8 protein-coding genes and 2 pseudogenes are annotated in these 11,943 nt (G+C 75.0%); 3 read left to right on the top strand and 7 right to left on the bottom strand.

Going from position 1 to position 11,943, the window contains the following annotated elements; genetic code table 11:
- Positions 1 to 136: 136 nt before the first annotated feature.
- From TPA0908_RS17080 to TPA0908_RS17070, 3 genes are all read left to right on the top strand, one after another.
- Positions 137 to 1,672, top strand: a complete 1,536-nt coding sequence (locus TPA0908_RS17080; RefSeq protein WP_281939112.1) for a ricin-type beta-trefoil lectin domain protein — start codon at positions 137 to 139, stop codon at positions 1,670 to 1,672.
- A 225-nt stretch (positions 1,673 to 1,897) separates the two neighbouring features.
- Positions 1,898 to 2,257, top strand: a complete 360-nt coding sequence (locus TPA0908_RS17075; RefSeq protein ID WP_281939110.1) for an SCP2 sterol-binding domain-containing protein — start codon at positions 1,898 to 1,900, stop codon at positions 2,255 to 2,257.
- A 5-nt stretch (positions 2,258 to 2,262) separates the two neighbouring features.
- Positions 2,263 to 4,311 (top strand): amylo-alpha-1,6-glucosidase, encoded by a 2,049-nt coding sequence (locus tag TPA0908_RS17070; protein ID WP_281939336.1) that lies wholly within the window; start codon positions 2,263 to 2,265, stop codon positions 4,309 to 4,311.
- A 77-nt stretch (positions 4,312 to 4,388) separates the two neighbouring features.
- Here the strand turns inward: TPA0908_RS17070 and cobA are convergent, their stop codons facing one another.
- From cobA to TPA0908_RS17035, 7 genes and pseudogenes are all read right to left on the bottom strand, one after another.
- Complete coding sequence (gene cobA / locus TPA0908_RS17065) at positions 4,389 to 6,023, bottom strand: uroporphyrinogen-III C-methyltransferase (RefSeq protein ID WP_281939108.1); 1,635 nt, start codon at positions 6,021 to 6,023, stop codon at positions 4,389 to 4,391.
- Positions 6,020 to 6,616 carry a precorrin-8X methylmutase gene (locus TPA0908_RS17060; RefSeq protein ID WP_281939106.1) on the bottom strand — a complete coding sequence of 199 codons (597 nt, stop codon included), beginning with the start codon at positions 6,614 to 6,616 and terminating at the stop codon, positions 6,020 to 6,022. The genes cobA and TPA0908_RS17060 overlap by 4 nt, the downstream gene beginning before the upstream one ends.
- Positions 6,613 to 7,620 (bottom strand): HoxN/HupN/NixA family nickel/cobalt transporter, encoded by a 1,008-nt coding sequence (locus tag TPA0908_RS17055; RefSeq protein WP_374709231.1) that lies wholly within the window; start codon positions 7,618 to 7,620, stop codon positions 6,613 to 6,615. Before TPA0908_RS17055 ends, TPA0908_RS17060 begins: the two co-directional genes overlap by 4 nt.
- 63 nt (positions 7,621 to 7,683) lie before the next feature.
- A pseudogene (locus tag TPA0908_RS17050) lies at positions 7,684 to 7,907 on the bottom strand (4Fe-4S binding protein); the annotation flags it as partial.
- Positions 7,895 to 9,640, bottom strand: coding sequence for a precorrin-3B C(17)-methyltransferase (cobJ, locus tag TPA0908_RS17045; protein ID WP_281939102.1), 1,746 nt, complete (start codon positions 9,638 to 9,640; stop codon positions 7,895 to 7,897). The gene cobJ and the pseudogene TPA0908_RS17050, both read right to left, overlap by 13 nt.
- Positions 9,628 to 10,959, bottom strand: coding sequence for a precorrin-6y C5,15-methyltransferase (decarboxylating) subunit CbiE (gene cbiE, locus TPA0908_RS17040; protein ID WP_374709230.1), 1,332 nt, complete (start codon positions 10,957 to 10,959; stop codon positions 9,628 to 9,630). Before cbiE ends, cobJ begins: the two co-directional genes overlap by 13 nt.
- A pseudogene (locus TPA0908_RS17035) lies at positions 10,920 to 11,936 on the bottom strand (cobalt-precorrin-5B (C(1))-methyltransferase); the annotation flags it as partial. The gene cbiE and the pseudogene TPA0908_RS17035, both read right to left, overlap by 40 nt.
- Positions 11,937 to 11,943 lie beyond the last annotated feature (7 nt).

The raw sequence follows: 11,943 nt of genomic DNA, 5'->3' as shown, positions 1-11,943 counted from the left end.
GACTCCCCGGCAGCGTCCCCCGCGCCACGTCGATCGAGGCACATCTATTGACAAAGGTTGTTTACGGTTTCACTCTGAGAGCGCTCTCTCGCGCCCGGAGGCACGGCGCGACGCCGCACCCACCGGAAGGAGTTCGATGACCAGAACAATGGCGCTGCTCACCGCCGCGACGCTCGCGCTGCCGATGCCGGCCGCCGCACCGCCGGAGACCTCCCCCACCGCTCGGGCACAGGCGCAGGTGTCCGGCCTGCCGGCCGGCATGGCCGAGGCGATGCGCCGCGATCTGCGCCTGACCGACGACCAACTCACCGCCCGCCTGACAGCCGAGGCCGCCGCCGCGGTGGTCGACCGACGGCTGCGCTCCCGCCTCGGCGCCCGGTACGCCGGCTCGTGGTTGGACACGAGCGGCCCCCTCACGGTCGCCGTCACCGACGCGTCCGCCGCCGCGGCGGTACGGGCCGAGGGGGCCCGGCCCCGGCTCGTCCCCCGGGCGCTCACGAGTCTCACCTCGGCACTTACCACACTGGATCGGCGGGCACGCAGCCATCCGCCCGGCGCCGCCGTGCGCGGCTGGTACGTCGACGCCGCCGCCAACGAGGTCGTGGTGCGGGTCGCGCCGGGCCAGGAGCGCACCGCCCGCGCGTTCGTCGGCGGCAGCGGCCTCGCCGGCGGGCTCGTCCGCTACGCGACGGCTCCGGACGCACCGCGCCCGGTGTACGACATCCGAGGCGGCGACCAGTTCGTCATCAACGGCAACGTGCTCTGCTCGGTCGGCTTCGCCGTCGCGGGCGGCTTCGTCACCGCCGGACACTGCGGGGCCACCGGCAGCCCCACCCGGGGGTACAACAACGTGGCGCAGGGCACCTTCGCCGGCTCGTCGTTCCCCGGCAACGACTACGCCTGGGTCCGCACCAACGGAGACTGGACGCCACGACCCTGGGTGAACAACTATGCCGGGGGCAATGCTCCCGTCGCCGGCTCCCGGGACGCGGTGATCGGCAGCTCGGTATGCCGGTCGGGACGGACGACCGGCTGGCGCTGCGGCACCCTCCTGGGTCGGGAGGAGACGGTCAACTACGCGCAGGGCGCGGTCTACGGGCTCAGCCGCAGCAACGCCTGCGCCGAGGGGGGCGACTCCGGCGGCGCCTGGCTCTCCGGCGACCAGGCACAGGGGGTAACCTCGGGCGGATCGGGCAACTGCACCTCCGGCGGCACCATGTGGTTCCAGCCGGTCAACGAGATCCTCGGCGTCTACGGGCTGAACCTGGTCACCACCGGCGGCGGCGGGACCGGGACCCGGATCATCAGCAACTGGAACAACACGTGCGTCGACGTGCCGAACTCGAACTTCTCCGACGGGGTTCCCCTCCAGACCTGGAACTGCAACGGCACGGCGGCACAGAGCTGGACCTTCACCGGCGGTAGCCTGCGCACGCAGAACAACATGTGCATGGATGTCGCCTGGGGGTCCCGGGACAACGGCGCGGTCATCCAGATCGCCACCTGTAGCGGCAACGCCGCGCAGCAGTTCGTGTTGTCCGCCGCCGGGGACCTGGTCAACCCGCAGGCCAACAAGTGTGTCGACATCAAGGACTGGAACGGCAACGACGGCGCGCGGTTGCAACTCTGGGAGTGCGGCGGCACCGCCAACCAGAAGTGGCGCACCGGCTGAGCGGAGCGCCCGACACGGCGTCCCGTCCGAGGTGGGCCGAGGACGGGCGTCGTGCCGCTCAGGAACGACTGCCGAACCGGGCGTCCCGCCGGGCCGGGTACGGGTTCCGCAGATCGGCCCGTCTGCGTGCTTTGCACCCCGCTCCGACGGTGTGGGCGGTGTTAGAGCCGCCCCGGCGCGGGTAGCCACCGCCGGCCAGACACCGGTGGCAGCGAGGAGGTCCGGGTGACGCCGATCGACGCCTTTCTCGACGGTCTGGATCGGAGCGGCCCCGACGAGCGGCTCGTCAAGGTCAGTGGCAGCGTGCGGTTCGACATCCACGACGACCGAGGGGTACACCACCGGCGGCTCGACATCGACCACGGGCGGCTACGGGTCACCGAGGACGACGGCCCCGCCACCACGGTCATCACCCTCTCCGAACAGACCGCCGTGGCGATGGTGGCCGGCGGGATGAACGGGCTGGCGGCGATCGCCCGGGGCGAGATCATGGTCGACGGTGATCTCGCGCTGGCACTGCGGATCGGACGGCTGTTCCCCGCGCCCGTGACGGCGGCCGGCCGGCAGGGTGGAGGCGCCGCGTGAGGGACGTGCCGGGCACCGTGTCCTGCATCGACGGGAACACGTTCGTCGTCTCCGACAGCAGTGGGGACATCGAGGCCTCGTCGGCCGCGCCGGTCGGTCTGTTTTCCGCCGACTCGCGCTACCTGTCCCGGTGGGTGCTGACCATCGACGGCGAGCGGATGACCGCCCTCTCGGTGGACGACAGCCAGTACTTCGAGGTGGCGTTCTTCCTCGTTCCCGGCGGCCGGATGGACTACGTCCAGGCGGACGTGTCCGCGATCCGACGACGCCGCATCGGCGCCGACCTGGTCGAGACCGTCACCGTCTTCAACTACGGCGAGTCGGACCTCGACCTCGCGGTGCGTCTCGAGGTGGCCGCCGACTTCGCCGACATCTTCGAGATCAAGTTCGCTGCCGACGCGAAGGTCGGCGAACGCTACGCGCACGTCACCCCCGACGAGCTACGGCTGGGCTATCGCCGGGCCACCTTCCAGCGGGAGGTGGTCCTCACGGCCAGCGAGCCGGCGACCTTCACCCCGGAGCACCTCGACTTCCCGATCCGGCTGGACGCCGGAGCCAGTTGGACGGTCGAGGTGAGGGCCGAGATGAGAGCGCCGCGACCCGACGGCGTCGACCTGCGGGCCGGGCTCCGGGTCCACCGGCCCGACGCGTCGACCCTGCCCGACGGCGTACGTGCCTGGGTGGCGGCGGCTCCGACCCTGGACACCGACAGCCCGGTGCTGCGCCAGGTCTACCAACGCAGCCTGGTGGACCTGGCGGCGTTGCGGTTCGCGCCGCTCTCACTCGGCGGCGCCACCGTGCCGGCCGCCGGGCTGCCCTGGTTCATGACCCTCTTCGGCCGGGACAGTCTGCTCACCTGTCTACAGGCGCTGCCGTTCACGCCGTCCCTGGCACCGGCCACCCTGCGGATCCTGGCCTCGCTCCAGGGCGCGCGCACCGACGACGTGCTGGAGGAGGATCCCGGCCGGATCCTGCACGAACTGCGCTACGGCGAGTCAGCGGCCTTCGAGGAGCAACCCCACTCGCCGTACTACGGCACCGTGGACGCCACCCCGCTGTTCCTGGTGCTGCTCGACGAGTACGAGCGGTGGAGCGGCGACGCGGATCTCGTCCGTGAGCTGGAACAGGAGGCGCGCGCCGCGCTCGACTGGCTGGACAACCACGCCGACCTCACCGGCGCCGGCTACGTCTCGTACGAACGCCGTAACCGCTCCACCGGCCTGGACAACCAGTGCTGGAAGGACTCGTGGGACAGCATCTCCTACGCCGACGGACGACTCCCCGGCTTCCCCCGCTCGACGTGCGAGACCCAGGGCTACGCCTACGATGCCAAGATCCGCGCGGCCCGGCTGGCGCGTGCCTTCTGGAACGATCCGGCCCTGGCCGAGCGTCTGGAGCGGGAGGCGGCGGCCCTGTACGACCGGTTCAACCGGGACTTCTGGCTGGCGGACCGCGGCTACTACGCCCTCGCGCTCGACGGCGACGGCACGCCGGTGGACAGCCTGACCTCCAACATCGGACACCTCCTGTGGAGTGGCATCGTCCCGCCGGAGCGCGCCGGACGGGTCGCCGAACTCCTGATGAGCCCCGCGCTGTTCTCCGGCTGGGGTGTCCGCACGCTGGCCGAGGGGCAGGCCCGCTACAACCCGCTGGGTTACCACAACGGGACCGTGTGGCCGTTCGACAACTCCTTCATCGCCTGGGGACTGCGGCGCTACGGTCTGACCGACGAGGCGGGACGCATCGCCGAAGGAATCATCGAGGCCGCGGGCTTCTTCGAGGGTCGCCTGCCCGAGGCGTTCGGCGGGTTCGACCGCCGGACCACCCGCTACCCGGTCCGGTATCCGACCGCCGGCAGTCCACAGGCGTGGTCCAGCGGGGCATCGCTGCTTCTGCTCCGCACGATGCTGGGCATGGAGCCCCACGAGGACCACCTCGCCACCACCCCGGCGCTCCCGCCCGCCTTCGAACGGATCACCCTGCTGGACATTCCCGGCCGCTGGGGCAGGCTCGACGCCTTCGCGCGCCGCCGGCCGGATCCGGCGAGCCCCTGAGCGGGAGCCTTCGCCCGACCCACGGCCGCGGTGGCCGCGCTCGGCGAGGGTCCCTCCCTCCCGCACGAACGGGCCGGTCAGCCCAGCGCGGCCACCTGACCCACCACGAACACGGCCGGCGGACGGATGCCCTGCCGGGCGGCGACCGCGCCGATCTCGTCCAGCCGGGCCGGCACCGCGCGTTGTCCGGGGTGCCCGGCGTCCTGCACGGCGAGCACCGGCGTCTCCGGGGCGCGGCCGTGCTCGACCAGCACGGCGGCGATCTTGGCGATGGTGTCCACCGCCATGAGAAGCACCAGCGTGCCCCGGGCGCGGCCCAGCGCCGCCCAGTCGACAAGCGAGCCCGGGTGACCCGGCGGCAGGTGCCCGGAGACCACGGTGACGTCGTGCGCGACGCCGCGGTGGGTCACCGGCACACCGGCCAGCGCCGGCGCGGCGAACGCACTGCTCACGCCGGGCACCACGGTCACCGGCACACCGGCCTCCGCGCAGGCCCGCACCTCCTCGTGGCCGCGACCGAACAGGTACGGGTCGCCGCCCTTGAGCCGCACCACCCGCCGGCCGGCGCGGGCGTGCGTCACCAGCGCCGCGTTGATCGTGTCCTGCGCCATCGACGGACCGCGGGGCACCTTGGCCGCGTCGACCACCAGCACGTCGTCACGCAGCCCCGCGAGCAGCCCGTGCGGGGCCAGCCGGTCGACCACCACCACGTCCGCGGCGTCCAACAGGGCCTTTCCGCGTACCGTGATCAGGTCGTCCGGGCCGGGCCCACCGCCGACGACCGCGACCGACCCCGCCGTCGCCTCGTGGTGGTGATCGTGGCCGTGGCCGTGGCCGTGGCCGTGGTGATGGTGGTGACCGTCGACCGGGTCGTCCGGGTGGTCGTGCGGGCGCTGCGGGCGGCCCACCTTGTCGGCGAAGCCCGGCATCAGCACCCGGTACGCGCAGGTGTCGCAGTTCATCCGGATGTCCCCGGCCAGCGCCTCGGCGTGCCGTTCGAGCACCAGGTCCGCCAGCGCGTCGCAGTCGCCGATCACCTCGGCCACCCGCACGTCCAGATCCGGGTGCGCGGCGGCGAACTCGGCCGACCGGGCGACGATCCGGTCCGGCAGCACCCCGGCGAACAGGAAGTACGGCGCCACCACGATCCGCCGCGCCCCGAGCCGGCGCAGCCGTTCCAGCACCGCCGGCACCGACGGCTCCGCGAGGGAGATGAACCCCGGCTCGACACCGGCGTAACCGCGTCCCTCCCAGAGCAGCCGCGCGACCTTCGCCACCTCGGCGTTGGCGTCCGGGTCGGTGGAGCCCCGGCCGATCAACGCGATCCACGTACCGGCCCGGTCGGCGCCGGCCAGCGCGGCGTCGATCCGCTCCTCGATGGCGGCGTGCAGCAGGGGATGCGGGCCCAGCGGACGGCCGTAGCGGTAGGTCAACCCGGGGTGGCGCTGCTGCTCGCGGGCCATCGCGGCGGGGATGTCGCCCTTGCCGTGCCCGGCGGCGGTGAGCACCAGCGGCAGCGCCACCAGCGCCCGGTGTCCCCGCTCCACCAACGCGGTCACCGCGTCGGTCAGCGGCGGACGGGACAGCTCGATGAAGCCACCCTCGACGTCCCCGACGACACCGCGTCGACGAACCCGCTCGACGAGCGCGGCGAACTGGTCGACCCCGGCCGCGCTGCGCGTACCGTGCCCGACGATGACCAGACCGGTCATGGCATCTCCTCGATGTAGAGCAGGGCGTTGAGGGCGGCGGCGGCGACCGCCGAACCGCCCTTCTCCCCCACGTTGGACACGGCGGGCAGGCCGCTGGCCCGCAGCGCCGCCTTGGACTCGGCGGCACCGACGAAACCGACCGGCATACCGACGACCAGGGCCGGTGCGGCGGCCAGCGTGAGCAGTTCGACAAGCGCGGTCGGCGCGCAACCGACCACCCAGACCGCGCCCGGGCCGACCCGGTCCAGGGCGATCCGCACGGCCGCCGCCGACCGGGTGATCCCGGCGGCCCGGCCCAGCTCGGCGGCCGCCGGCTCGGCGACCGGGCAGACCAGGTCCAGGCCGGCCCGGGTGATCCCGGCCGCGACCATCGCCACGTCGGTCACCACGGGCACGCCGGCGCGCAGCGCGGCCAGCCCGGACGCCAGGCCCGCCTCGTCGCAGACCAACTCGTCGACGTACGCCAGGTCGGCGCTGGCGTGCACGACCCGCTCGGTCACCGCGCGGGTCAACGGCGGCAGGTGCGTGAGGTCGACCCGCTCGCGCAGGATCCGGTAGGACTCCGCCTCGATCGGGTGCACCACCCGGCTCACGGCTGCTCCCCGGTGCCGGCGGGCAGCGTGCCGGCGTAGCGGCGGTCGTAGCCGCGCAGCTTCCACAGCGCGACCGCGCCCACCCAGGAGGCCACGAAGAGACCCACCACGACGTATCCGAGCTGCTCGAAGTGGTCGGCGACGGCGGCGTACCCGGAGAGCGCGGTCATCCCCAGGTGGTCGACCAGCAGCCCGGCCAGATAGACGCTGGCCACCACGGCGCCCACCAGCACCGTCATCGCGGTGGTGGCCAGGTTGTAGAAGAGCCGCCGGGCCGGCTGCCGGTACGCCCACGAGTAGGCGCGGCTCATCAGCAGACTGTCCGCGGTGTCCATGGCGGACATCCCGGCGGCGAAGAGCAGCGGCAGTGTCAGCAGGGCCAGCACCGGCAGGCCACCGGCGGCGGCGGTGCTCGCCGAGAGCGCCAGCAGGGTCACCTCGCTGGCGGTCTCCAGGCCGAGGCCGAACAGGAAACCGACCGGGGCCATGTGCCACGAGGAGCGCACCAGCGCCCGGGCCCGGCCGCCGAGGACCCGCTGCATGAGCCCCCGGTTGAGCAGGTGCAGGTCCAGCTCCCGCTCGTCCAGGCCACCGTGGCGCAGCCGGCGCCACAGCCGGGCCAGCCCACTCAACACCACCGCGTTGAGCACCGCGACCAGCGTCAGGAACACGGTGGCGGTGACGATCGCGACGGTGGCGCCCAGCTCGCGGGCCCGTACCAGCCCCGCGCCGCTGAGGTTCGTCGAGGCCAGGCCGACGATCAGGGCCAGCAGCAGCACCACCGCGCTGTGCCCGAGGGCGAAGAAGAAGCCGACACCCACCGGCCGCCGACCGCGCAGCAGCATCAGCCGGGTGGTGTCGTCGATGGCGGCGATGTGATCGGCGTCGAACGCGTGCCGCACCCCGAGCACGTACGCCAGGGTGCCGGCGCCGGCCAGCCCACCGGCCGCCACGGGCTGGTTGTTCCAGTACAGGTAGAAGCTCCAGCCGGCGACGTGCAGCATGGCGACGGCGAGCACGATGCCGCCGAGGCGGGCCCGTTCGGCGCGGCTCCATCGGCCGACCGGAGGTGCGGTGCTGGCGGCGGTCGTACTCATCGGGTTCCTCCACGTTCGTCGGGGTCGGTGAGCCGGATCGCGTCCACCGGGCAGATCTCCACGCATTCCAGGCAGCCGGTGCAGCGGTCGGCCCGGACGGTCAGGCCGCCGGCGACCGGCCGGATCGCGTGCGTGGGGCAGGTGAGCAGGCAGGCGCCGCAGCCCTGGCAGGCGCCGATGGTCACGAGCGCCACCGGTACCCCCGGGGCGTGACCATCCGACCGGCGACCAGGCGGGTGTCGCTGCTGCCCACGACGACCACGCTGTACATGTCGACCACCTGCGGATCGAGGGTGGCCAGGGTGGCCAGGTGCACCCGCTCGCCGTCGCGGCTGGCGTTGCGCACCACGCCGACCGGGGTGTCCGGTGGACGGTGCGCGGCGAGGATCGCCAGGGCCCGGCCGAGCTGCCAGTCCCGGGCCCGGCTGCGCGGGTTGTAGAACAGCGCCACGAAGTCGCCCTTGGCGACGGCGGTCACCCGCCGCTCGATGATCTCCCAGGGAGTGTGCAGGTCGGACAGGCTCAGGTACGCGTGGTCGTGGCCGAGCGGGGCGCCGAGCAGCGCCCCGGCGGCCAGCGCCGCGGTCACCCCGGGCACGCCGACCACGTCGATCCGCTCGTCGGCGTACTCCAGGGCGGGGCTGGCCATCGCGTACACCCCGGCGTCGCCGGAGCCGATCAGCGCGACCGCCCGGCCGGCGGCGGCCTCGGCGACGGCGGCCCGGGCCCGGGCCTCCTCCGCGCCCAGCCCGCTGGCCACCACCCGGGTGCCCGGGCGCAGCACGCCGCGCACCTGGTCGACGTACTGGTCCAGGCCGACCACCACGGCCGCCCGGCGCAGCTCGGCGACCGCGCGGGGGGTACGGAGGTCGGCGGCGCCCGGCCCGAGCCCGACCACGGCGAGCCGGCCGCGCGGCGCGTGCCGGGCCACCGCCACGGTGGCCATCGCCGACGCCGTCTTGGGCACCAGCAGTTCGGCGTCGCCGGACCGGCCGTCGACGCCGAGCAGCGCGGCGGCCTCCGCGACGCTGGGTGTGCCGACCGCGGCGCGCACCACCTCGCTGGGGTGCGGCACGTCGACCGCCGCCAGCGTCACCGCCGGATGCGTCACCAGCGGTACGCCCAGCGCGTTCGCGGTCGCCACGATGCCCACCTCGTCGGCCTTGACGTCGACGCTGGCCAGGCAGCGCAGGCTGGCCGGACTGAGCCCCGCCGACGTCAGCTCCCGGTGCAGCAGGTCGCGCACCTCGTCGGCGGGCACGCCCCGGCTGGCCCCGATCCCGGCGACCAGCGACGGGGGGCGCAGCACGGCGGTCCGGTCGTCCGGCGGCACCAGCCGGTCGGTGACCAGCAGCCGGTAGCCGGCCGGCACCCCGTCGGCGGCCCCCGGTGCGTCGGCACCGGACGGGCGCACGTTCGGCGGCAGGGCGGGCAGTGGCCAGTCGACGTCGGCGACCAGCCGGACCGGTTCGCCGTCCAGCACGGCCCGGGAGACCGCGGCGACGGCACCCTCCACCGGCCAGCCCAGGGTGTCCAGGCCGGGCAGGTCGACCGCATCGGTGGCGGTGGTGACCACCGGCCGGGCGTCCACCAGCGCGCCGACGGCCTCGGCGAGGGCGTTGCCGCCGCCGGCGTGCCCGCCGAGCAGCGCCACGGCGTGCCGGGCTGCCTCGTCGACGACCACGACGGCCGGGTCGGTGCGCTTGTCGCCGAGCAGCGGCGCGAGGATCCGGACCACCGCGCCGGTGGCCAGGAAGGCGATCACCGCGTCACAGTCGGACCAGGCGGTTCGCAGTGCGTCGGCGACGCTCTCCCCCGGCACCAGCCGGGCGTGCGGCCAGGCGGCGGCGACGGTCCGGGCGTGGCATCGGCCGGCGGCGGTGGCCGCGACGAGCCCGATCCGGGCGTGCGAGGTCAGGTGGTGCACGTGCGCTCCCCGGTGAGGACGACCACCGGGTTGGTGGCCGCGAGACGGATCGACCCGCCGGGCAGGTCGGCGAGGCGGGCGGCGGAGAGCTGGCTGCCCCCGGCCCGGTAGCCGGCGGCGCGCAGCAGCGCCACGGCCGGCGCGACCCGGTCCAGGGCGGCCAGCGTGAGCACCACCCGGTCGGGGCGGCGGGCCACCACGGCGGCGAGGACGTCGGTGCCCCCGCCGCCGACGAAGACCGCGTCCGGGTCGGGCAGGCCGGCCAGCACCGCCGGGGCCCGCCCGACGACCAGCCGTACGTCGACGGCGTGCGCGGCGGCGTTGGCCCGGATCGCATCGGCGGCCCCGGCGTCGTGCTCGACGGCGAGCACCGCCGCACCGAGCAGGGCGCACTCGACGCCGACCGATCCGCTGCCCGCGCCGACGTCCCAGACCAGCCGGCCCAGCCGGGGGCGCAGCCGGGCGACGACGAGGGCACGTACCTCCGACTTGGTGATCATGGAGTCGCGGTGGGCGTAGGCGCTCTCCGGCAGGGCCCACCCGTCGACCGGCGCGGCGGCCGGCTGGTTGTCCCACCGCATCCCGCCGGGGTCGGGCGTGGCGACGCTGAGCAGCACGTGCGGGTCGGACCACGTCCCGGCGGCGGCCTGGGCCGGGGTGACCTCGCAGATCCGTTCGGCGTCGGTGCCCAGGTGCTCGGCGACCAGCAGCCGGCGGGACCAGCCGACCAGCCCGACGCCCAGCTCGGCGGCCCCGGCGCCGGGGGCGGTGAGCACCGCCACCAGCGGCAGTGCCCGGCAGGCGTTCAGCGCCGGCCGCGGGTCCCGGCCGTGCGCGGTGACCACCGCGGCGCCGTCCCAGGGCAGCCCGGCGCGGGCGAACGCGGCGGCCACGCTGGACACCGCCGGCACGACCCGCAGTGGCAGCCCGGCCGCGCGCAGGCGCCGGACGATGCCGAACAGGCCGGGATCGCCGCTGGCCAGCACCACGGCGGGTACGCCGGCGGCGACGGCGGCGGCCAGCCGGTCCACGGCGGGGGCGAGCGGCCCGAGGGCGACGGTGGCCGCACCGGGCGGTACGGGCACCGCGGCCAGGTGCCGGGCGGCGCCGACCACCAGCCCGGCGGCGGCGAGCGCCGGCGTCAGGGCGGGATGCGCCGGCGCGCCGGCCGCGTCCAGGCCGACCACGGTCACCGTGCTCACCGTGCCCACCGGCCGGTGGCGGCGACCGTGCGACTCCCGGCGAAGTCGACCATCGCCACGTCCACCGTGACGGCGTGCCCGGCGAAGCGCAGCAGCACCTGCCGGACCCGCTGGCAGAGCAGGTCCCCGGCCGGACCGAGCAGCCCGGCGGCCTCCCACAGCTCGTACGCGTGCCGGCCGGTGTTCGCCCCGGTCACGGCGGCGACCAGCGCCGGGTCGCCGCCGGCCTCGGCGGTCACGGCGCCGAGCAGCGACAGGTCCACGGCCGAGCGGGTGTAGTGGGTCATCAGGACGCCGGCGGCGAGCTTGGCCAGCTTGCCGGCCATCCCGACGAACACCACACCGGTCATGCCGTCGGCGACGGCGGCCCGGACCGCCGCGCCGGTGAAGTCACCGACCTCGACGAAGCAGACCTCGGGCAGCTCCGGCAGCAGCGCGCGGGCCGCCCGCTCGGTACGCCCACCGGTGCAGAGCACCACGGTCCGCTCGCCCTGCGCGGCCATGACGTGCACGGCCTGCACGACGCTGGCCCGCCAGGAGGCGGTGGAGAAGGGACGGACGATCCCGGTGGTGCCGAGGATCGAGATGCCGCCGAGGATGCCGAGCCGGCGGTTGGTGGTCTTGCGGGCCATGATCTCGCCCCGGGGAACGCTGATCACCACCCGGACGCCGACCTCGGCCAGGTCGACCACCTCGGCCACCGCCGCGTCGATCATGCGGCGCGGGGTGTCGTTGATCGCCGGGCCACCCACGGCGAGCCCCAGGCCGGGTTTGGTGACGGTGCCCACGCCCGGCCCGCCGGCCAGGCGCAGCCCGGGGGCGTCGGCCCAGTCGACGGTGGCGGTCAGCTCCGCGCCGTGGGTGACGTCCGGGTCGTCACCGGCGTCCTTGACCACGACCGCCTCGGCGCGCCTCGGCGGGACACCGGTCAGCTCGCAGCGGGCGACCGGGAAGCGGACCCGTCGGCCGGCCGGCAGCCCGATCTCCACCTCGGGCTGCGGCACGCCGGAGACCAGCGCGGTCACCGCGGCCTTGGCCGCGGCCGTCGCGCAGGCGCCGGTGGTCCAGCCGGTGCGCAGCGCGGTGGGCCGCACCTTCGCG

Source organism: Micromonospora sp. AKA38, assembly GCF_027925725.1.
Taxonomy (GTDB): domain Bacteria; phylum Actinomycetota; class Actinomycetes; order Mycobacteriales; family Micromonosporaceae; genus Micromonospora.
The sequence above is the reverse complement of the archived record's forward strand: the minus strand, read 5'-3'. Positions and strand labels throughout refer to the sequence as shown.

Coding starts and splice junctions, on each gene's coding strand:
- TPA0908_RS17055 (WP_374709231.1), bottom strand. CDS start 7,620: ATGCTGCACGTCGCCGGCTGGAGCTTCTACCTGTACTGGAACAACCAG.
- cobA (WP_281939108.1), bottom strand. CDS start 6,023: ATGACCGGTCTGGTCATCGTCGGGCACGGTACGCGCAGCGCGGCCGGG.
- TPA0908_RS17080 (WP_281939112.1), top strand. CDS start 137: ATGACCAGAACAATGGCGCTGCTCACCGCCGCGACGCTCGCGCTGCCG.